17 protein-coding genes are annotated in these 20,624 nt (G+C 60.9%); 12 read left to right on the top strand and 5 right to left on the bottom strand.

Going from position 1 to position 20,624, the window contains the following annotated elements:
* Positions 1–53 precede the first annotated feature (53 nt).
* From AC2T3R_RS11340 to msuE, 3 genes are read right to left on the bottom strand one after another with little or no spacing between them, the layout of a single operon-like run.
* Positions 54–1,157, bottom strand: a complete 1,104-nt coding sequence (locus AC2T3R_RS11340; protein WP_061552152.1) for a sigma-54 interaction domain-containing protein — start codon at positions 1,155–1,157, stop codon at positions 54–56.
* An 8-nt stretch (positions 1,158–1,165) separates the two neighbouring features.
* Positions 1,166–2,353, bottom strand: a complete 1,188-nt coding sequence (locus tag AC2T3R_RS11345) for an acyl-CoA dehydrogenase family protein (protein WP_486745118.1) — start codon at positions 2,351–2,353, stop codon at positions 1,166–1,168.
* Positions 2,354–2,366: 13 nt separating this feature from the next.
* Positions 2,367–2,930 carry an FMN reductase gene (gene msuE, locus AC2T3R_RS11350; protein ID WP_061552154.1) on the bottom strand — a complete coding sequence of 188 codons (564 nt, stop codon included), beginning with the start codon at positions 2,928–2,930 and terminating at the stop codon, positions 2,367–2,369.
* 793 nt (positions 2,931–3,723) lie between these two features.
* On the opposite strand from msuE, the gene AC2T3R_RS11355 reads away from it, so the two are divergent.
* From AC2T3R_RS11355 to AC2T3R_RS11405, 11 genes are all read left to right on the top strand, one after another.
* A complete protein-coding gene (locus AC2T3R_RS11355) occupies positions 3,724–4,293 on the top strand; it encodes an acyl carrier protein (RefSeq protein WP_137137435.1) in 570 nt (189 codons plus the stop codon).
* Between the two features lie 11 nt (positions 4,294–4,304).
* Positions 4,305–5,579 carry a beta-ketoacyl-[acyl-carrier-protein] synthase family protein gene (locus AC2T3R_RS11360; RefSeq protein ID WP_486745119.1) on the top strand — a complete coding sequence of 425 codons (1,275 nt, stop codon included), beginning with the start codon at positions 4,305–4,307 and terminating at the stop codon, positions 5,577–5,579.
* Between the two features lie 157 nt (positions 5,580–5,736).
* Positions 5,737–6,663, top strand: coding sequence for a beta-ketoacyl synthase (locus AC2T3R_RS11365; RefSeq protein WP_410952629.1), 927 nt, complete (start codon positions 5,737–5,739; stop codon positions 6,661–6,663).
* On the top strand, positions 6,660–7,958 hold the full coding sequence (locus AC2T3R_RS11370) for a beta-ketoacyl-[acyl-carrier-protein] synthase family protein (RefSeq protein ID WP_061302390.1): 1,299 nt from the start codon (positions 6,660–6,662) through the stop codon (positions 7,956–7,958). Before AC2T3R_RS11365 ends, AC2T3R_RS11370 begins: the two co-directional genes overlap by 4 nt.
* Positions 7,955–9,160, top strand: coding sequence for a beta-ketoacyl synthase N-terminal-like domain-containing protein (locus AC2T3R_RS11375; RefSeq protein WP_486745120.1), 1,206 nt, complete (start codon positions 7,955–7,957; stop codon positions 9,158–9,160). The genes AC2T3R_RS11370 and AC2T3R_RS11375 overlap by 4 nt, the downstream gene beginning before the upstream one ends.
* A gap of 43 nt (positions 9,161–9,203) precedes the next feature.
* Entirely contained in the window at positions 9,204–12,074 is a 2,871-nt protein-coding gene (locus AC2T3R_RS11380) for an aminotransferase class III-fold pyridoxal phosphate-dependent enzyme (protein WP_031325564.1), read from the top strand.
* Positions 12,075–12,083: 9 nt separating this feature from the next.
* Positions 12,084–12,821, top strand: coding sequence for an SDR family NAD(P)-dependent oxidoreductase (locus AC2T3R_RS11385; protein WP_024086890.1), 738 nt, complete (start codon positions 12,084–12,086; stop codon positions 12,819–12,821).
* The gene (locus tag AC2T3R_RS11390; RefSeq protein WP_039612918.1) at positions 12,818–13,582 is read left to right on the top strand and encodes an SDR family NAD(P)-dependent oxidoreductase; all 765 of its coding nucleotides are present in this window, start codon (positions 12,818–12,820) and stop codon (positions 13,580–13,582) included. Before AC2T3R_RS11385 ends, AC2T3R_RS11390 begins: the two co-directional genes overlap by 4 nt.
* Positions 13,583–13,584: 2 nt before the next feature.
* A complete protein-coding gene (locus AC2T3R_RS11395; protein ID WP_023662733.1) occupies positions 13,585–14,868 on the top strand; it encodes a DUF1302 family protein in 1,284 nt (427 codons plus the stop codon).
* 51 nt (positions 14,869–14,919) lie between these two features.
* Entirely contained in the window at positions 14,920–15,756 is an 837-nt protein-coding gene (locus AC2T3R_RS11400) for an outer membrane lipoprotein-sorting protein (protein ID WP_100413528.1), read from the top strand.
* Positions 15,757–15,789: 33 nt separating this feature from the next.
* A complete protein-coding gene (locus AC2T3R_RS11405) occupies positions 15,790–18,399 on the top strand; it encodes an efflux RND transporter permease subunit (protein WP_486745121.1) in 2,610 nt (869 codons plus the stop codon).
* 69 nt (positions 18,400–18,468) lie between these two features.
* Here AC2T3R_RS11405 and AC2T3R_RS11410 read toward each other — a convergent pair whose 3' ends face one another.
* Both AC2T3R_RS11410 and AC2T3R_RS11415 read right to left on the bottom strand, forming a co-directional pair.
* Positions 18,469–18,852: a MerR family transcriptional regulator gene (locus AC2T3R_RS11410; protein ID WP_003253954.1), complete on the bottom strand. Its 384-nt coding sequence runs from the start codon at positions 18,850–18,852 to the stop codon at positions 18,469–18,471.
* A 164-nt stretch (positions 18,853–19,016) separates the two neighbouring features.
* Complete coding sequence (locus tag AC2T3R_RS11415) at positions 19,017–19,595, bottom strand: NAD(P)H-dependent oxidoreductase (RefSeq protein WP_039612922.1); 579 nt, start codon at positions 19,593–19,595, stop codon at positions 19,017–19,019.
* A 369-nt stretch (positions 19,596–19,964) separates the two neighbouring features.
* Between AC2T3R_RS11415 and AC2T3R_RS11420 the strand changes: the two genes are divergently transcribed.
* Positions 19,965–20,582, top strand: a complete 618-nt coding sequence (locus tag AC2T3R_RS11420) for a LysE family translocator (RefSeq protein ID WP_085719874.1) — start codon at positions 19,965–19,967, stop codon at positions 20,580–20,582.
* The last annotated feature ends 42 nt before the right edge of the window (positions 20,583–20,624 follow it).

The raw sequence follows: 20,624 nt of genomic DNA on the forward strand, positions 1-20,624 counted from the left end.
CCAGAGGTTCCCGCCCGGAAGCGCACGTGCGGGCAGGCCTTGCGTGTTCGTTATCAGATTGACAATTGCACGGCCCGATCGGGATGGACCTGCGTCTGCGGCCGGCGTCGATTGACCACCAGCTCACCGATGGCGATCAGCCGCGCGCGGGTGATGTTGCGGCTCAGGCCCAGCAGGCTGGCCGTGTGCACCTGGTTGTAGTGGCAGAAGCGATAGGCCGCGCGCAGCAGGCTGTCCTCGACCTTCTCGTGCAAGCCACCGGCTTGCTCCTCGAACAAGCGGTGGAAGGCACGCAGCAATTGCTCGTCGGCGTTCTCCACGGGCAAGACCTGTGGCTGTTCCTGGCGCTCGATGCGCAGGTGCGACAGGCGCAGGTCGTCGTCCTGCACCAGGCCGTTGCGGCACACCAGCAGGGTGTGGTGGATGACGTTCTCCAGCTCGCGGATGTTGCCCGGCCAGTCGTAGCTCACCAACTTGCGCTCGGCCTCGGGGGACAGGCGTACTTCGCCGTAACCCAGGCGGTTGCAGTAGGTTTTGATGAAGTGGCGGGTCAGCGGCAGGATGTCGCCTGGACGTTCGCGCAGCGGGTAGAGCTGCAGACTGACGACGTTGAGTCGGTAGTAGAGGTCCTCGCGGAAGTTGCCGGCGCCGATGGCCTTGTCCAGTTGCACGTTGGTGGCGGCGACCACGCGCACGTTGATCGGGATGCTCTTGCGCGAGCCCAGGCGTACCACCTCGCGCTCCTGCAACACGCGCAGCAGCTTGACTTGGATGGCCATGGGCAGGTCGCCTATTTCGTCGAGGAACAGCGTGCCGCCATTGGCCTCCTCGAACCAGCCGGCCTTGGCCGCCAGGGCGCCGGTGAAGGCGCCTTTCTCGTGGCCGAACAGTTCTGCCTCCACCAGCGATTCGGAGAAGGCTCCGCAGTTGACCGCGACGAAGGGGCCGTTGCGCCGGCCACTGAGGTTGTGGATATGGCGTGCAACCAACTCCTTGCCTGTGCCGGTCTCACCGATGATCAGGACGCTGGCCTCGCTGGGGGCGACCTGTTGCAAGTGGGCGAGCAGCGCCTGCGATCTAGGGTCTTCGAAGACCTGTGCGGTCGCCCGGATCGAGGTAGCCAGTGTCGGCGAAGGGGGGAGAGTCAGCAGTTGCATGGGAATCCCTATGAATAGAAGGTGGGCGTAGGTCGCGTCTGGTTCAGCGCCCACTCACCCAGCTCATGGAGCTTGTAGTCCAGTGGGTCGTGCAGGCTCTGGGTGCGCAGATTGCGCCAGTAACGGTCGAAGCGGAGCGAGGCGTGGGTGGCGCGCGCGCCGATCACTTCGAACAGCCGGTTGCAGATGTCCAGGCCGGTGCGCACCGCCGCTACCTTGGCGGTGGCTATGGCCAGCGCCAGTTGTGCGCGCTCTTCGGCACCCAGGGCGTGTTCTTTGTGCCAGGCGGCATCGAGCTGCTCGGCAGCACGCTCCACCAGCAGGCGCACGCCTTCCAAACCGACCCAGAATTCGCCGTAATGGCGCAGGATGTAAGGGTCTTCGCTGACGTGCTGGGCTTTGGAGCGGAACCACGGGCGCCCCTCCTTGAGGGTATACTGGCGTGCGTCTTCCAGGGCGCCTTCGGTGATGCCAAGGAAGATGTAGGCAAAATGCAGTTGGGCGATCAGCGGGCGCAGGCACGCGAACGGCGTACTCAGCTGGCCAGGATCGAGCAGCAGTTCGTTCGCCTCCACGCGTACGCGTTCGAAGGTGGCGCTGCCGCTGTCGGTCTGGCGTTGGCCCATGTTGTTCCAGTCGCTGTGCAGGGTGATGCCGGTGCGTGCGCTGGGAATCGCGGCAATCAGCAGCTTGCCCCCGACACCCTCGTCGATCGCCGACGCGATCAGCATTTCTGAATCGCTGGCACCGGAGCAGAAGCTCTTCTTACCGGAGAACTCGAACCAGCCATCGTAGCGCTTGAGCACGGTACGGGTGTCCAGCGGGTTGAGGGCATTGCCCCAGAACCAGTTCTTGCGCGCGGTCTGCTCGAACCAGGGTTGCCACTGATCCGGTCGGGAAAACAGGCGTACGGTCGCCAGCATCAGGTGCTGGAAGCCGAAGACGTGGGCGATGGAGCTGTCGACCTTGGCGAACTCGCGTACCACGCCGAAGGTTTCGCTCCAGCTGGCACCGAGGCCGCCGAACTCAGTCGGGATACTCAGGGCCAGCAGACCGCTCTGACGGATGGCATCGCGCTGTTGCTTGGGCGTGCCACCGGCCTCGTCGCGCTCGACGGCAGTCTCGGCGAACTCTGCTGCCAGCCGGCGGGCGGACTGCAGAGGGCTGAGCACGGTGTGTTGCTGATGGGTTCTCATGCGTCCGCGCTCCTCAGGCAATTTTGCGCAGGGCATGCGCCCGATTGCTGAACACGCCAGCGGCGCGCTCGGCCGCCAGCTCGACACGTGCCTGTAACGCCGGGCTGACGATGCGGTAGTCGGCGAAATCGGCTTCGCTGGCGTAGACGCCGATGGGCAGGGTCAGCGACTGGAAGAAGCTCAGCAGCGGGCGCAACTGGTGATCGAGCACCAGAGCATGGCGTTCGCTGCCACCGGTGGCGGCGAGCAGCACTGGGGTGTCTATCAGTGCGTCCTGGCCGATCAGGTCGAACAGGTGCTTGAACAGCCCCGGGTAGGTGCCGCGATAGACCGGCGTGGCGACGATCAACAGGTCGGCGGATTCGATCTGTTGCAGCTCGTGTTCGACGGTTTCCGGCAACTCCTTGCGCCACAACGCGCTGCCTAGCGGGCGGGCAATGTTGCCCAACTCGATCAGGTGCGTATCGATGTTCAGATGCTGGCCTATCTCACTGACGATGGCTTCGGTCAAGGCCAGGGTGCGCGAGGGGCGGGCGGTGCCGCCAGAGACGGCAACGACTTTCAGTGGGGTGCTCATCCGGTAAGTTCCTGTAGGGCTGTTGGTGTGGACACAAGCCCTTGAGCAAGCCCTGTACCAAGAGCAGAACCCACGTAAAAACTGGGCCACAGGCCTGATGACACAAACAGGCCTGTTGCCCTGGCGGAAGGTTTGTTGAATTGCTGTTGCCGGACGAACAGATGGTCGCCTGTTGCTCTGGCAACAGTGGCGGCAGCAGCAGCGGGTCGAGGGTTGACGGGTGTGGGAATAGGCATGTCGACACCTGAAGCGGGATCGAGGCGCTGGATGCGTCCCGGAAAGCTCTCTTATAGAGATATTTCGCTATTTCTAAAAAGAATAATAATAAATATTTATATCTGATTAGGTTATATAGTGGCTTGTAACGCTGTCTGGACTTGACCTCGTCAGGCAGTGGCCAGATGAAATATACGGGGGGCTGAGAAGTGGGGCGGTACTGTTAATGGGTGAACAGTGGGCTTGTTCCTGCCCGGCCATTAGACTTGTTTCCCTAAATCGGGAAATGGCTGGTGCTTGCCAGCGGGCACGGTTATATCCCACTTCTGGAACTATCGTGCTGTTTCAAGCAATCGATTTTGTCATTTTACGATCCCTCTGCAAGCACAATTGAGCTGCATAAATCAAAGGTTCCAGGGCGCGTCGGGATTTCTCGCAAAAAGCAATGCTGGCGCGTTGACTCTCCCCTTAGGGGGAGACTTTAGACTCCCGGCCCTCGATATATCTGGCCTGAAAACAGCATTTTTTGGCCCGATGAATTTATTCATTCAATGCGGCTTTTGTAGGGAAACAATCAATGAACAATCCCTTGGAATTGGACAGCGTTATCAGCAGTACACAGGAGATTCTTGCGCAGTTGCTGGTGTTGGACCGGGCCGACGTGGCAGAGCACAGCAGTATCGTTGACGACCTCGGCGCCGACTCGCTGGACATCGTCGACCTGAGCTTCCAGCTGGGCCGTCAGTACGGTTGCACCTTGCCGAAAACCAGCGTGCTGGATCACGCGGTAGCGGTGTTCGGCGACGCCACCCGGTTTGTCGAAAAAGGCCGAATCACGCAGGACGGCGTGGCCTTGCTGGAGCAGAGCCTCAGCGCTTATGCGCCGGGCCAGTTGCACGCGGGCATGCAGCCGGGCGATGTCTTCTCGGCCACCACCGTGCGTAACTGGGCGCAGCAATGCCATAACGTTTTCAACTACCTCCCCGAGACCTGCCCTGAGTGTGGCGCGGTGCATGCCCAACTCAATGAACGCAAACAAGTGGTGTGTGGCGGTTGCAGTGCTCGTCTGACCCCTCTGGACGGTGACTCGATCTCGCGTCTGTTGGTTGAGCAGTACGCAGCCACCCAGTTGAAGGCTTCGGTGTAGGGGTTGCCTTGATGCAGGCCCGAGAGGTTCTGGTCACCGGCTATGGCCTGGTGGCTCCCACGGCACTGGATGCAGCCTCGCTGTTCACGACGATCAGCGAAAACCGTTCCTGCATTCGCCAGCACCCGGCGTTTGTCGACCTGGGCTTTGCGAACCCGGCGGCCGGGTTTATCGATGAGCAACAATGGCAGGTGATCGCTGCGGCCTTTCCGGGCGATCTGCAGACCACCTCCCGCCAGGAATGGCTGGCGCATTACGTGGCCCGTCAGGCGTTGGCCCATGCCGGGTTGGCCGACGGCGCATTTGCCCGGGTCGCCAGCGGTATTTTCGTCGGGGCCAATAAATACTGCATGAGCGGTGATTTGCGGGACGCCAGCCGTTACATGGACGATCAGGGGCGGGTCGATCTTGACCAGTACCTGGATAACCACACCCTCAGCGGTGGGGCGTTCGCCCGGCGGGTTGATCAGCAAACCCGCCATCTCGCCGAATGGCTGGGTGTACGTGACCATATCTCCACACATTCCGATGCCTGTGCCGCTGGCACCATGGCCATCGGCAGCGCCTATCGAGCGATCGCCCGTGGCGAGATCGACCTGGCGTTGTGTGGCGCGGTGGAGTTGATGGCCCATGAATTGTCCTACTACAGCTTTGATGGGCTGGGCGCACTCTGCCAGCGAGTGGACTTTTCCCCACAAGAACAGAGCCGGCCGTTCATGCCAGACCGCTGCGGTTTTGTGCTGAGTGAAGGGGCGGCGCTGTTGGTGCTGGAATCCCGCGAGCATGCCGAGCGTCGTCAGGCCCGCTCGCTGGGCCGGGTGCTGGGTTACGCGAATCTGTGCGAGGCAGAGAAAATCACCTCCAGCAGCCGCGATGGCAGCAAGTACGCCGCCTGCATGACCGCGGCCCTGGCCGATGCCGAACTGCCCAGTGCGGCTGTGGACCATGTGAATGTTCACGGTACGTCGACACAAGCCAATGACCGTTGCGAGGCCCTGGGCATGGCGCAGGTGTTCGGCGAAACCCTGGAGCAGATGACGTTCACCGCCAACAAATCTGCCGTAGGGCATTCGTTGGCCGGCAGTGGTGCCATTGAGGCGGTGCTGTCGTTGATGAGCATTCAGTTGGGCGTGGCTTTGCCGACCCTCAATTTTCAGCCGGAAAAATCTGAATTTCCGGAGTTGAAATTCCTTTGCGAACCGTTGCAGCAACCGATCAATGTCGTGCTCTCAAACTCCTTCGGGTTTGGTGGCGTGAACAGTTCGTTGGTGCTGGGCAGGGCATGACATGACCAGATCCAATTCAACTGCTGTTTATATCACTGCAGCGTCGGTACTCAACGCCGCCGGTACTGAATGTGCGCCTCGTGACAGTCAACCTCAGGCCGCGCAACCGTTGGATTTCGACCCGGCACGCCTGGCCCGTTGCGTCGCAGCGCCCGCCTTGCCGGCTGGTGTGTATGACCGCAAATTGTCCCGCAGCCTCGAGCCTCAGGGCGCGCGCCTGCTGTATTGCGCCGGCCGCCTCGCCGAGGCCTTGCGTGAGCTGGAACTGCCCGATGAGCGGATCGCATTGACCGCTGCCATTCCGGAAGTGGATGGCCCCAGCTCGTGCTGGGATGCAGTGCAGGCCATTGGCGCACAACCGGCGGATCTGTTGGCGCAATTCTTTGCCCACACACCGCCGCTGCATGCGCTGATGATGCTCAACAGCAGCGTCATGGCCCACGCGGCTGAGGCCTTGCATTGCAAGGGCCCCATGGGCGGTTTTTGCTCCCAGGGCAATGCAGGACTGGATGCTTTGATGGAGGCCGCCGCCCATCTGAGCGAAGGCCGTGCCGATGCTGCCGTCGTCGTCAGTAGCAGCCCGAACATCACCCCGGCGTTGTACCTGCGTGACGCTACACACCCACCTGTGAACCCCGGCCCGTGGGTTTTCGGCGAAGGTGCTGCGGCACTGTTGCTGACGACCATGCCGGGCCGCGGTGCTCAATCTGCGTTGCGCATTGCCGGGTTTGCCCGTGGTTACAGCGCGCAACCCGAGCGTGGGCTGGCGGTTGGTCGCGACGTCATCGAGCGTGCTTTGAGCAACGAAAAACTATGCCTCAGCGATGTCGGGCAAGTCGTCGCCGATGCACAGGACCCGCAGATTGCCGCGTTGTTCACCCTATCGGGGCACACCCTCGAACACTCCAAGGCGTTGGTAGGTGACTTGGGCGCCAGTGCCTTGCTCAGCGAAATCGCTGTGACCTGGGCACTGGATTGCAGCCGTTACACGCTGTTGCTCGAACATAGCCGAGGTGGGCATTGGGGCGCGGTGCTGCTGGCCAGAACGTCGTCGGACACAGAGACAATGGAGAGTTACCCATGAGCCCCAGACGGATCGTGATCACGGGCATGGGCGCCGTCACCGGCTTCGGTTTCGAGTGGCAGTCCATGTGGCAAAGAATGTTGGCCGGCGAGCATTGCATTCGGCCATGGCAACCGGAAGGTGTCGAGGCGGGTGCGTTCCCCGTGCGTTACGCAGCACCCGTGGATATGGGCTTGATGCCGGCACACTTGAAAGACCATCCGGCCTGGGGATTGTCGCTGGAAAAACGCACCCGCTTTGGTTGGGTCGCGGCCACCCAAGCCATTTCCGACAGTGGCCTGAGCCCCGAACAGTTGCGTGGCGCGGCGGTATTGTCAGCGTCCGGCGCACCTGCTCATCGTTTGCAGGACATGCTGCTCAGCCTGGCGGATAACCCGGCGCAGGCACCGTCCTGGGCTCAGTTGATGGCGCGACAGGCGCAGGTCGATCCTGACAGTTCACTGTGTCAGAGCAACGACCGCCTGGCGCGGGTGATTGCCGATGGCATCGGCAGTGAAGGCCCGGTGATCAATATCAGCAGCGCCTGCGCGGGAGCGTCCCAGGCCATCGGCAATGCATTCCAGATGATCCGTCGCGGCGAGGTCGAACTGGCCATTGCCGGGGGCGCCGATTCGGTGCTGAGCCTGGACACCATGACCGCGCTGTATCTACTCGGCGCCGCCAGCAGCGAGCAGCGTTGGGGCACCGAACTGTGTCGGCCGTTCGACCGCCATCGCAGTGGCTTGATTGCGGGTGAAGGCGGTGGTTTTGTCGTGCTCGAAACCCTCGAACGGGCGCTCGCCCGAGGGGCAACGCCGTACGCCGAAGTGCTGGGTTTCGGCAGCAGCCTGGATGCCTACAAAATCACCGCACCCGACCCGCAGGGCCGGGGAGCGGTGCTGGCGATGCAGGCGGCCCTGACAGATGCCGGGCTGGAGCCGCAACAGGTCGATCTGATCAATGCCCACGGTACGTCGACACCCCTCAACGATGCCGCCGAAACCCTGGCGATCAAGACCCTGTTCGCCGAGCGCGAACATTATCGGCGGTTGCTGGTGACGGCCAACAAATCCCAGTTCGGCCACCTGATTGCGGCCGCCGGAGCACCGGAGTTCATGCTCACGGCCCTGGCCTGCCGGGATGATCGGGTCACGCCGACCCTGAACCTGCATGATGCCGATGAACAATGCGACCTCGACTACTGCGCCCATCAAGCGGTCAAGCGCAAGGTCGACGTTGCCCTGAGCAACTCCTTCGGTTTCGGCGGCCTCAACACTTCACTGGCGCTGGGCAAGTACCGGGAGGCGCCGCGATGAAACAGGCGGTCGCGATTGCCGGTGCGGGTTGCGTGTTGCCCAGCGGCTGGGGTGTCGAATCTTTCTGGGCGGCTGCGAACGAAGGGCGCAGTGCAATTACGGCGCTGAACGCCCGAAGGTTCAGCAGCGAACGCGTGGTGGCGTTCGGGCAAATTCAGGATCAGGACCACCAACGCAGCCGACAAGACCTTGCGCAAAACCTTCAGCGTTACTGCACGCCGGCAGTGATCTGGGGTGTCAGCGCGGTACGTCAGGCGTTGGAAGAGGCAGGCCTGGCCGATGAGCAGGCGGATGTCCGTTTTGGCTTGTATTGCTGTCAGGGCGGCTACACCCATCCGTCTCTGGAGTCCTATGCCGAGTTGTTGCTCGGCTGTCGGCAGGACGGCGACGCCGACATGGCGGCGTTCGCCAAACGGATCCTGCAAGACCGTGCCCAGGACCCATTTCTGGTGCTCAAAGGCTTGAGCAACTGCTTGCTCGGTGTCACCAGCCTGGCGCTGAAACTGGTGGGTGAGTGCAACGCCTATATGCAAGGTGTCGCCGGCAACCTGGCAGCCTTGCGTGAGGCTACGGCCGCTTTGCAGGATGGCCGAATCGACGCGGCAATCGTTGTCGGTGCGGGCAGCGAACTGGACGCCCTGGCGCTGTCCGGGTTGGTCCAGGCGGGGGTCATCAGCGCCAACGGCTCGAACACTCTGCTGCCGTTTGACCTTCGGGGCACCGGCGGCATTGCCGGGGAGGGCGCGGCAGCATTGGTGCTGCGCCGTCGCGAAGACCTGCCGGCCGGTCCTCAGGTGTGCCTCGCCGACATGACGGCCCATGCCACCCTCGGTCGCTTGAGCCTGCCCGACAGCCCAACCGATCTATTGGTGTGCAGCGGCACCGGCGATGCGCACAAAGACCGCGTGTTGTGCCAGACGCTGGCCCTTGCGCGCGCCTCGCACATCACCAGCGGGTTGGCGATAAACGGCATTCTCAGCGCAGCGCCGAGCCTGGTGGATCTGATGCTTGCGCGTTGCGCATTACAGGCCCAAAGCGTGCCGCCGATTGCCGGTTTGCAGCAGCCAGTGGCAAACCTGCCGTTTATTCAGGGCGCGCCCCACGCCGCGAGCCTTGAGCATTGCCTGGTGCTGAACCGCGACGACAACGGATTCAGCGCCGCCTATCAAGTGCTCTACAGCGCAAAGGTCACTCAAGACTGACGCTGACTACCGCCTATTTTTTACTTTCAGGGATATGACAGTCATGGATTATCGCGATTTCGTTCGGCCCAAATTCGTCGGCTTGCTCCAGGCACTGGGCCTGGAGTGTGAGTTTCAGCGCGCCCTCGGTAGCCAGTTGTTCTACCGCAACCCCAAGGGCGACATGGTCACGGTCACCGACTTTCTCGGCGGTTACGGTGCGGCACTGTTCGGCCACAACGACCCACAGTTTGTCGATCAGCTCTGTGCGCTGCTGCGCAGTGACGTGCCGTTCAACGCACAAATGTCGATCCGCGGTGCGGCCGGGCAATTGGGGCGAGAGCTCAGCGACGCCTTCAATCGCGAACTGAAGAACACCGAACGTTACATTTCGACTTTCTCCAACAGTGGCGCGGAGGCGGTGGAAATTGCCGTCAAGCACGCGGAGTTCCGTCGCCAGAAGAGCCTGCAAAAGCAATTCGACGACATCGATTTCACCCTGGCCAGCCTGACCGCCAGCGAACGCGCCTACCGCGAGCTGGATGTGGCCGACCTCGACCTGCCTGCAGGTGTCCTGCCAGCCACTCTGAACAGCGTGACCTTGCGTCAGGTGGTTGAAGCCGTTCGCCAACACAACCTGGCGCAGTTGCACATCGAACCGGTATTCATCGCCCTGCGCGGCAGCTTCCACGGCAAATTGGTCAATACCGTGCAACTGACCTATGGCCGCCAGTACCGCGCGCCGTTTGCCCGTTTTGGTCTGAACGTCGAGTTCATCGACCCCCAGCAGCCCCATCAGTTACAGGAATTACCGGCCCGGCACACGCACCATTGGCTGAGCCTGCAATGGGACGGCGAACACCTGAACGTGCTGAAACTGCCGTTCAGCGCGATTACCGCCGTGTTGATGGAGCCGATTCAGGGCGAAGGCGGTATCAACGAGTTCGCGGCCGAGTTCTACCTGGGGCTGCGCAAGCTGTGTAACGAGCAACAGTGCCCGCTGGTCATCGATGAAGTGCAGTCAGGTTTTGGTCGCGCCGGGACGTTTCTTGCCAGCAGCCAGTTCAACCTGCAAGGCGACTATTACTGCCTGTCCAAGGCCCTCGGCGGCGGCTTGATGAAAATCGCCGCGACGGTGATCCGCAGCAGCCACTACGAAGGCGAGTTCAGCTACATCCACAGCTCGACCTTCGCCGAGGACGATCCGTCCTGCCATATCGCGCTGTCGGCATTGCGCCGGTTGTTCGCCAATGACGACGCGATGCTCAAAGACATACGCACCAAGGGCGCCTACCTCAAAGCCTCGCTCAATGAACTGAAGATGGCCTATCCGGATGTGATCGCCGACGTGCGCGGGCGCGGCTTGCTGGTGGGTTTGGAATTGCACGACCTGAGTGTCAGCAGCTCGCTGGTACAGGCGTCGGCCCAGTACAACGATGCCTTGGGTTACTTGATCGCCGGCTACCTGTTGCAATTCGAAGCGTTGCGGGTAGCACCGTCGGGCAGCAACTCCAACGTGATTCGCCTGGAGCCGCCAGCCTGTATCACCCTGAGCGAAATCGACGGGCTGATCGGTGCCTTGCAACGGGTCTGTGACATGCTGCGCCGTGGCGATGCGTTGCCGTTGGCGGCGGGTATCTGCGCGGACTCGATTCCCGCCGTGCCAGCCCGTCAGGACGATTTTCGGATGGCCGAGCCCGTTGAAAACATCGATGCCAAGGTCGAAGTCGTCGCCCGGGTAGCGTTCATCAACCACCTGATCGATGCCGATATCCTCGGTGACGTCGATCCCTCGCTGGCAGCCCTGAGCCCGGAACAGAAACGCACGTTCATCAACCGCACCAAGCCTGAACGCCGCGCTGCGCCAGTCGGCCCGGTGATCATTCGGTCGCGCCTGGGCATGGCGGTGGAGTTCACGTTGTACCCGCTGTGCATGGATTCGGATGCCATGGCCGAGTACATCCTCAGCGGTGACCTGGACAGCATTCGCGAAGAAGTCGGCAGGCGTGTCACCGATGCCCGCGCCGATGGCTGCAGCATCGCCGGCCTCGGGATGTACACCTCGATCGTCACCAACAATTGTCAGGCGCTGAAGATTGCCGACATGGCGCTGACGTCCGGCAATGCCCTGACCATCGGCATGGGGCTCGAAGCCATCGAGCAAGGCTGTGTACAGCAAGGCCTGGCACTGCGCGAGCAAACCGCTGCCGTTGTTGGTGCCGCCGGTAACGTTGCCTCGACCTATGCCTCGGTGCTGTCCGCCACCGTCGATCACCTGATTCTGATTGGCAGCGGTCGTGACGGCTCGGTTCGGCGCCTGGAGAAAACTGCCCAACTGATTTACGCCGACGCGGCCCGTTCGATCCTCAAGGGCACAGCCGAACACGACCGGTTGGCGCAGCGACTGCTGAGCCTTGATGGTTTTTGTGACTTGTTGCGCTCACATGGACAAAAAGCCGACCTCGGTTTGCACATCGCCCGTCTGGTGGATGAGCGCCTTGGCGCGAACGCCTTCATCACGGTCACCAACGATCTCGACGCCCTCAAGGGCGCACGGGTTGTCCTGTGCGCGGCCAATGCGCCTCAGCCATTCCTCGGCGCCGAACATTTCGCCGAGCGCAGCGTGATTTGCGATATCGCCGTGCCGCTGAACGTTCATCAAGACATGCCGAGCCAACGCGAAGACGTGCTCTACATGCACGGCGGCATCGTCCAGACGCCGTTCGACGACGGCCTGGCGCCCAACGTGCGGGCATACCTGAAAAAAGGTCAGCTGTATGCGTGCATGGCCGAGTCGGTGTTGATGGGCTTGTCTGGCATGAGCCAGCACGGCTCCTACGGCGATATCAGCCGTGAGCAAGTTCAGCAGGTCCGCGCACTGGCCGCGACCCACGGCTTCACCCTCGCGCAATTCAAAACTCAAAACTCGCTTTAAGGAGCGGTCATGACTCAGAAAATAGCCGTCGTGACCGGCGGCAGTCGCGGCATTGGCAAGTCCGTCGTGCTGGCCCTGGCCGGCGCGGGTTATCAGGTTGCCTTCAGTTATGTCCGTGACGAGGCGTCAGCCGCTGCCTTGCAGGCACAGGTCGAAGGGCTCGGCCGGGAGTGCCTGGCTGTGCAGTGTGATGTCAAGGATGCGCAGAGCATTCAGGCGTTTTTTGAACGGGTCGAGCAGCGTTTCGAGCGTATCGACTTGTTGGTCAACAACGCCGGTATTACCCGTGACGGTTTGCTCGCCGCGCAATCGTTGAGCGACATCACCGAGGTCATCCAGACCAACCTGATCGGCACGTTGTTGTGCTGTCAGCAGGTGCTGCCCTGCATGATGCGCCAACGCAGCGGGTGCATCGTCAACCTCAGTTCGGTGGCCGCGCAAAAGCCCGGCAAGGGCCAGAGTAACTACGCCGCGGCCAAAGGCGGTGTAGAAGCATTGACGCGCGCACTGGCGGTGGAGTTGGCGCCGCGCAACATCCGGGTCAACGCGGTGGCGCCCGGCATCGTCAGCACCGACATGAGCGAAGCCCTGGTCGGCGCCCATGAGCAGGAAATCCAGTCGCGGCTGTTGATCAAACGGTTCGCCCGGCCTGAAGAAATTGCCGACGCGGTGCTGTATCTGGCCGAGCGCGGCCTGTACGTCACGGGCGAAGTCTTGCCCGTCAACGGCGGATTGAAAATGCTATGAGCCAGGCACGCACGATTGTGATTACCGGCGCGGCCAATGGTATTGGCCGCGCCGTCGCGGAAAGTTTTGCAGCCCAGGCCGAGCACCTTTTGATCTTGCTTGATCGGGATCTGGCAACCTTGCAGCGGTGGGTCACCGAGGGCGAATTTGCCGCTCGCATCGAAACCCATCAAGCGGACATCGCCGATCTGGCCAGCCTGCAACTTCTGTTCAAGGGCCTGGCCAACCGGGTCGGCTTTGTCGATGTGCTGGTCAACAGCGCCGGGGTCTGCGACGAGAACGAGCCCGAAGACCTGGACAACTGGCACAAGGTGATTTCGATCAACCTCAACGGCACTTTTTACGTCACCTCGTTGTGCCTGCCACTGATGGCGGATGGTGGGCGGATCGTCAACATGTCGTCGATCCTCGGCCGAGCAGGCAAGGTCCGCAACACCGCTTACTGCGCCTCCAAGCACGGCATCATCGGCATGACCAAGGCCTTGGCGCTGGACCTGGCGCCACGGCGAATCACCGTCAATGCCATCCTGCCCGCCTGGATCGATACCCCGATGCTGCAAGGCGAATTGGCGGCTCAGGCGCGGATCGCCGGGATCACCCACGAGCAAATCCTGCGCAATGCCAAGAAGAAGTTGCCCCTGCGGCGCTTCATTCAGGGCGACGAAGTGGCGGCCATGGTCCGTTATCTGGCGAGCCCGCAGGCGAGTGGTGTCACAGCGCAAAGCCTGATGATCGACGGCGGTGCCGGGTTGGGAATGTAGCCATGGCTCGACTGGGATTGAACCGCGGCCTTTTGGCCGCGCTGGTCAGCCTCGGCTCGCCGGTAGCGATCGCCGAGTGGTTGCCGGAGCATCATGAAGCGGAGATCGGCGTAGCCACGGCCGTGCGTCTGCACGGTGACGACCAGGTCACGCAAAAGGCCGTGTACCTCAAGTTCAGCCTGGAGGATGCCTGGGACAGCGGCTACTACAAGGCCAAGGGCCGAGCCCGTTACGACTTCCGTTATGACGGCAACAACCCCTACAGTGCGCAAGCCCGGGACGATTACCGGGCGACCGCCGATTGGCGGCACCTTTACTGGGGGCTCTACGTTGGTGACGGCGAGCTGACGGTGGGCTGGCAGCAGGTGGTGTGGGGGCGTGCAGATGAATTACGGGTGCTCGATCAGATCAACCCGCTGGACTATCGCGAGGGGGTGATCGGTCTGTTGGAAGACAGCCGCATCGCGGTGCCGATGATTCGCCTGGTGCAGCCGGTCGCCGAGTGGGAGCTGGAAGCGCTGGTGATCACTGATTTCGTGAAAAACCAGGCGCCGGCCGTCGGCAGCGAGTTCGATGCACCGATTTTTGCCACACCCGATCCGCAGATGTTTGTGGTCGATTCGCGGCCCGGCTATGACGGTCACAGTGGCTTCGGTTATGGCGCCAGTGCCAACGGCCGGATCGGCACGGTGGATGTCAGCTTCGTTGCCCTCAACGCCCGCCAGCAGGACCCGGTTTACGCCGTCGAAGGCCAGACCGAAGAGGGCCTGATTCGCCTCGAACGGCAATTCCCGCGCTATTCCATGGGCGGCGCCAGTGTGGCCATCGATGCCGGCCACAGCATCGTGGTACGCAGTGAAGTCGCCTACTTCGACAATTGGCGCGTCACCAATCCTTACCGCGCTTACGGCAGCGACCAGACGGCGATGACCAAGTCGCTGCTGGGCGTCGATTACCTGTTGCGGGACTGGCTGATCTCGACGCAGTGGCAACATCAGCGGCTGCTCGACTGGCAGCCCGGCATGGTCCAGGACAAACGCGACGACCTGTTCACCGTGTCTGCCGAGGGCTCGCAGTTCCAGGATCGCCTCAAGACCCGTCTGGTTTTCGGCATGTCGCCGCCAGCGCAGGACGATAGCTTCGTTCAGGGGATCTTCACCTACAAACCGGTGGACTGGCTCAAGTTGGGGCTCGAAGTCGATGTGTTCTTCGGCAAGCCCGACCGCCAGTTCGGTGCTTACGCCAACCGCGATCAGGTGCGCTTGTCCGCGGGTTATCTGTTCTGACCACACCGGTGCCGGTGTGCGAACCACTCAAACAATGAAAAGGAAATCGCGATGTTGCCCATCTTCAAGACCCTGACTGTAAGCGCACTGTTGCTGAGCACCGCTGCCGCCATGGCAGCTGAAACACGCACGGCCGACGACATCATTCGCCAGGCCCGGGACCGCGATGACGGCAAGAGCTTCATGTCCCAGGTGTCCCTGATCCTGATCGACAAGCAAGGTAACAGCCGCATCCGCGAGTTCAGCTACCTGCAAAAGGATTACCCGGACAGCGACAAATTCACCATGTATTTCTCCGCGCCGAGTGATGTGCGTGACGTCGCCTTCCACATCGAAAACCCGCGCGAGGCCCTGGGCCTCGAAGACAGCCAATGGATGTATTTGCCGGTCAGCCGACAGACCCGAAGGATTTCCACCACCGACAAACGCGGGGCGTTCATGGGTAGCGACTACTCCTATGCCGACCTCGACAAGATTCGCGCCGAAGACTATCGCCAAACGCTGGTTGGCGAAGAGCAGTTGCAGGGCCGCGATTGCTACGTGATCGAGCGTGAGCCGGCGACGCCTGCCGTGCTGGCCAAGACCGGCTACAACAAGCTCAAGGTCTGGGTTGACAAGAAAAACTCACTGGTGCTGCGCCAGGACTTCTTCGATGTAAAAGGTGTGATGTTCAAGCAGATGCGCACTCTGAAGACTGAAACCATCGACCAGATCGACAGCATTACCTTCAGCGAAACCGAAGACTTCATCGCCGGTACGCGCTCTCAGTTGCGCTTCAACCAGTTGCAGTACAACGTCGCACTGGACGACCGCCTGTTCACGCAGACCGCGATCAAGCGTGGGCTGAAAGCCGGCGACTTGCCGGAATACGCCGTGTCTGCCCGCTAAGCGCCGCTCTCGATTCATCTGGAACCCTCATTCATGGAAAGATACCTGAACTTCGTCGAGCGCTATGCGCGGGCAATTGTGTTCGTGCTGGTGGCGATCACCGCCTACTTCACCTACACCCTCGGCGCGCTGATGTCGGACACCAATCCGTATCTGCTCAAGGACACTCACCCGGCGCGCAAGACGATCATTGATTTGCAGCGCGAGTTCACCGGCACATATGACTCGGTCATGGTGGCGCTGAGCAACCCCGAGAGTGTCTTCAACACCACGTCGCTGAACGCGCAGTTCGAGTTGTCCCAGGCCATACGCCGGCTGATGCTGGCGAACGATGAGGACCGTGTCGAACTGCAGCGCATCGTTGGCCTCCACAGTGGCGATCCCGATGCCCAGGCCTTGCTGGTGCAGATCCTCGCCGAAGGTTTTTCGCAGAACGATTACGCTGCCGCCAAAGCGCTGCGCGACCATGGGATTGCCCGGTACTGGGACAGCCACGACCTGCAGTTCCTGAGCTTTCTTGCCGAGCGGCTCAACCCGATCCAGGAAATGGCCTCGATGGCTGACCTGGAAAACATCAGCTTGAGTGCCGATGGCGAGTTGTGGATCCACAAGACCCTGCACGCCCTGGATATGGACCCGAGCAAGGTCGAAGCGCAGATCATGGGCAACGAGCAGATGGTTGGTGGCGTCGTCTCGGCGGACAAGAAAGTCGCCATGGTCGTCGCCGAACTGGGCACCAAACAGGACGACGCTCAGGCCCAGTTGCGTGCCTATCACCAGGTCCGCGAGATCATCGCGAAGTACCAGGCCGCTCACCCGGAGTTCACCGATGAGGTGTTCATCGCCGGCATGCCGATCTTCATTGCGGCCCAGCAGGAAATCATCGATCACGACCTGGCGATGCTGTTCCCGATCGTGTTCCTGTTGGTGACCTCTCTGCTGGTTTTCTTCTTTCGCAAACCACTTGGCGTGGTGCTGCCGCTGTTCAATATCCTGTTCTGCACCATCTGGACCCTTGGCCTGATGGCGCTGCTGCGTGTGCCGATGGACTTGCTCACCAGTGTCTTGCCGGTGTTCCTGTTCACCATCTGTTGTGCCGATGCGATCCACGTCATGGCCGAGTATTACGAACAGCTCAATTCGGGCAAGTCTTTCCGCGAAGCCAACCGTGAAACCCAGCGCCTGATGGTCACGCCCGTAGTTCTGACAACGGTCACGACTATTGCGACGTTCTTGATTTCCACCACCAACAACATTGTCAGCATCCGCAACTTTGGCGTGTTCATGTCCATTGGCCTGACGGCGGCGTTGATCATCTCGTTGCTACTGATCCCGGCGTGGATTTCGATCTGGGGCAAAGATGCCGTCCCGCGCAAAGTGCAACTCAAAGAGTCGCTGATCTCCCACTATCTGGTGGTGTTCTGTGCCTGGCTGATTCGCTGGCGCAAGCCGGTATTGCTGGTGACCCTGCCGTTGTTGGCGATGATGACGGTGTTCACGTTCAAGGTGGATATCGAAGACTCGGGCATTGCCTACTTCAAGAAGGACAGCCCGGTGCGGATGTCCGACGAGTTCATCAACCGGGCAGGGGTCGCGGGTACGTCGCCGGGCTGGATCGCTTTCGACACCAAGACTCCGCGTGGCGCGCTGACCACTGAAACCGTGCAGTTCCTGGAACGTCTGGACCAGTTCATCAGGGCCCAGCCGAACGTGAGTTACACCTATTCGGTGGCGACCTACATCAAGCGCATGAACCTCGTGCTCAATGACATGAACCCTGCTTTCCTGCGGGTGCCGCAGGCGGTGGAGCAGGTGACGGTGGTCGATGATGACGGGAAACCGGAGACCTTCGAAGTCGATGGCAACTCGCTCATCGAACAACACATCATGATGTTCGAGAACGGTGGCGGCACCGACTTGCAGAACGTGCTCAATGCCGATTACTCGAAGGCGGTGACGCTGTTCACCATGACCTCCTCTGTGGCGGGCGATTACCAGGCGATGCTCGATAAACTGGACGCCTGGCTGGCGATCAACAAACCGGCCAACCTGCAAGTCACCCATGCCGGTACGCCGTACATATGGACCGGGGTGTTGCAGGAAATCACCCAGGGGCAGGTGCTGAGCTTCTCGCTGGCGTTGCTGGCCGTGACCTTGATGATGATGTTCTGGCTCAAGTCAGTACGCCTGGGCATCCTCGGCATGCTGACGTTGCTGACCACGTCGGTGACGGTGTACGGCAGCATGTACCTGTTGGATATCGAGTTGAACATCGGTACCACACTGGTGACGTTCCTGGTTGTGGGCGTCGTGGATTACGCCGTTCACCTGCTGTCACGGATCAAGATGCTGGTGCAGAAGGGCATCGAGGTCGACGAGGCCATCCTGGCGGCCATGCAGGGCGTCGGGCGCTCGACGGTGGTCAATGTCGTGATCTTCTCGATGGGCTTTGTCGCGCTGCTGTTCTCCGCCTACAAACCCGTCATTGACCTGGGGGTACTGGTGATACTGGCGCTGTCATCCAGTGGCTTCATGACCATTTTGTTGGTCACGCTGATTTCGCCGTGGTTCTTTGCCTCGATTGTGCCGCAACCAGCAGTGCAAGAGGGCGAGCAGCCGCGGGGTGAGGCTGTGCCAGGCTAAATCGCCGGGGCGCCTGCGTGTTGAAAACGGCACGGGGCGCCATGGCCGTTCAGGGGCGGCGGTGCGGATTCAGCGGGCTTTTTCCAGGTGTTCGAACTGGCATTGCATCTGAGCATCTTTGAGGCTCAGCTCAAACTCTACCAAGCCGTCATGCACTTGCTGCAAGGCCTGGATCTGCCCCATCAATTCCTGCTTTTTGTTATCGATGGCCTGCATGGCCAGATCCCAGGGCAGCTCCTGGCCGCGATGATCCTGAAGAATGGCCTGCATTTCCTTGAGCTTGAAACCGAGTTGCTGAGCGCATTTGATGAAGGTCAGCAGCTCTACGCTTTGCTGGCTGTAGATGCGGTACTTGCCTTCGCGTTGCGGGGGGGGCAAGAGGCCGATTTCTTCGTAATGTCGAATGCTTTTGACGGTGGTGCCCGACAGCTGGGCGGCTTTGCCGATGTACATGAAAATCCCTTTTTGACGCATCAGAAGCGAAAAGATGTCGCGCGCTCGCACAGGCGCGCGACATCTTTGCACAAGCGTCAGGGGGTTGGAAGCCAGTTTGGACAAGGTGTCGCAGCAGGTAGGCTCGGCTGGGCAGTGCAGGGGCACGGCACGACCGGGGCCGATCAGCGGCTGGCGACTGCCTGGACCTGTTTGAGCCAGGCTTCACGCTGTTCCGGCTTGGAGCCCAATACCGGACCGAAGGTCAGGGTTTTCAGGGGCTTTATGCCGCAGAATTCCAGGGTGGTCTTGCGCATTTGGTGCAGGCCCGGCATGCGATACACCCATCGGTAGTACCACGGCGGCGTGTCCATGGTCACCAAAAGGTGAGCTGTGCGACCCTTGAGCAGCTTATCCGGGAAGGGCGAGCCCTTGCGGTACTTGAAGGCAAAACCGGGCAGAAACACGCGGTCGAAGAACCCCTTGAGCAACGCCGGAATGCCGCCCCACCAGATCGGGTACACAAATGTCAGGTGTTCGGCCCAGGTAATGTCGTTCTGTGCGGCGATCAAATCGGGCTCAAGCAACTGGACCTGGTTATAGCCATCGTGCAGGACCGGATCGAAATCCAGGGTGTCCAGGCGCAGCAAGCGCACCTCATGGCCTGCTTGCGTGGCGGCCTCGACGTAACGTTCGGACACAGCGCCGCAAAAGCTGTCGTTCGAAGGGTGGCCGAGGATTACGAGCATGCGTTTGCTCTTCATGACAAACTCCAGGTAATGAAGTGCCAAGGGTAAAGTCTGCCCCTTACGGTAGAGTCAAGCCTTGCCGGTTAGCGGTAGAGACAAACAGTTCAGCAGCGCTCGGGTGTAGCCCGGCAAACCGTCGAATGAGTGGGCGCAGGAACGTAATGTCTCAGGGTCCCCGAAGAACATTTGGACAGGGCTCTGTGGCGGCATTTTTGCTTGATGGAATGCTTTCACGAACGGCTGCTATCGACCCATTGCGGACATAGCGTTTGTCGCTGACTTGGACAACTCAGCCAACAATCCTTGAGATTCCTCCTTGCCATTGGCATACCCCACCGTCAGGATGGATGCTTTATCAGGCTTAAGGAGAGAGCCGTGTTTCCAATGAATGTGTGGTTTGCCTACACTGCTGCCTGCGTGCTGTTGGTATTGGCGCCGGGCCCTGACAACCTGTTGGCCATTGGCCGTGGTCTCAGCCAGGGCAAAGTCGCAGCGGCCGTATCCGGCATGGCGTCAGGCGCGGGTATTCTGTTTCACGTCGCAGCCGCTTCGTTAGGGTTGACCCTTCTGATGCAAACCTCGGCGGTCGCTTTCTGGGTGATCAAACTCATCGGTGCTGGCTATCTGCTCTGGCTCGGCATCAAAGTCTTGCGCGCGCGCAGTTTGATCAGCTTTCAGCCGGCGTCCCGGCAATCGTTGCCCAGCATTTTTCTAACGGGTCTGCTTTCGGCTGCGCTCAACCCGAAACCAGGCTTGTTCGTGTTGGCATTCATTCCCCAATTCGTCGATCCAGCTCGCGGATCGGTCAGCGTGCAGATGATGGTTTACGGGGTGTGGTTTGCTGTACTCACAGCCTTGGGTTTTGCCTTGATGGGCATTTTCGCCACGGTGTTATCTCGCTACCTGTACCAGCGGCCGCGGCTGGTAAATGGGCTAAACGTGGGCGCTGGCCTCACCTTTGTCGCATCTGGTGTTTCGATTGCGGCTTTGAGTCAAAGGTAGTGGGTAGGGAAAAGCGGCGGGGCTTCGGATGAGCCCCGCGTT

This window comes from Pseudomonas sp. PVC-5-1, assembly GCF_057444345.1.

Excerpts from the sequence above, each read along its gene's own strand:
- AC2T3R_RS11340 (WP_061552152.1), bottom strand. The coding sequence starts at position 1,157 with ATGCAACTGCTGACTCTCCCCCCTTCGCCGACACTGGCTACCTCGATC.
- AC2T3R_RS11345 (WP_486745118.1), bottom strand. The coding sequence starts at position 2,353 with ATGAGAACCCATCAGCAACACACCGTGCTCAGCCCTCTGCAGTCCGCC.
- msuE (WP_061552154.1), bottom strand. The coding sequence starts at position 2,930 with ATGAGCACCCCACTGAAAGTCGTTGCCGTCTCTGGCGGCACCGCCCGC.
- AC2T3R_RS11355 (WP_137137435.1), top strand. The coding sequence starts at position 3,724 with ATGAACAATCCCTTGGAATTGGACAGCGTTATCAGCAGTACACAGGAG.
- AC2T3R_RS11360 (WP_486745119.1), top strand. The coding sequence starts at position 4,305 with ATGCAGGCCCGAGAGGTTCTGGTCACCGGCTATGGCCTGGTGGCTCCC.
- AC2T3R_RS11370 (WP_061302390.1), top strand. The coding sequence starts at position 6,660 with ATGAGCCCCAGACGGATCGTGATCACGGGCATGGGCGCCGTCACCGGC.
- AC2T3R_RS11375 (WP_486745120.1), top strand. The coding sequence starts at position 7,955 with ATGAAACAGGCGGTCGCGATTGCCGGTGCGGGTTGCGTGTTGCCCAGC.
- AC2T3R_RS11380 (WP_031325564.1), top strand. The coding sequence starts at position 9,204 with ATGGATTATCGCGATTTCGTTCGGCCCAAATTCGTCGGCTTGCTCCAG.
- AC2T3R_RS11385 (WP_024086890.1), top strand. The coding sequence starts at position 12,084 with ATGACTCAGAAAATAGCCGTCGTGACCGGCGGCAGTCGCGGCATTGGC.
- AC2T3R_RS11390 (WP_039612918.1), top strand. The coding sequence starts at position 12,818 with ATGAGCCAGGCACGCACGATTGTGATTACCGGCGCGGCCAATGGTATT.
- AC2T3R_RS11395 (WP_023662733.1), top strand. The coding sequence starts at position 13,585 with ATGGCTCGACTGGGATTGAACCGCGGCCTTTTGGCCGCGCTGGTCAGC.
- AC2T3R_RS11400 (WP_100413528.1), top strand. The coding sequence starts at position 14,920 with ATGTTGCCCATCTTCAAGACCCTGACTGTAAGCGCACTGTTGCTGAGC.
- AC2T3R_RS11405 (WP_486745121.1), top strand. The coding sequence starts at position 15,790 with ATGGAAAGATACCTGAACTTCGTCGAGCGCTATGCGCGGGCAATTGTG.
- AC2T3R_RS11410 (WP_003253954.1), bottom strand. The coding sequence starts at position 18,852 with ATGTACATCGGCAAAGCCGCCCAGCTGTCGGGCACCACCGTCAAAAGC.
- AC2T3R_RS11415 (WP_039612922.1), bottom strand. The coding sequence starts at position 19,595 with ATGAAGAGCAAACGCATGCTCGTAATCCTCGGCCACCCTTCGAACGAC.
- AC2T3R_RS11420 (WP_085719874.1), top strand. The coding sequence starts at position 19,965 with ATGAATGTGTGGTTTGCCTACACTGCTGCCTGCGTGCTGTTGGTATTG.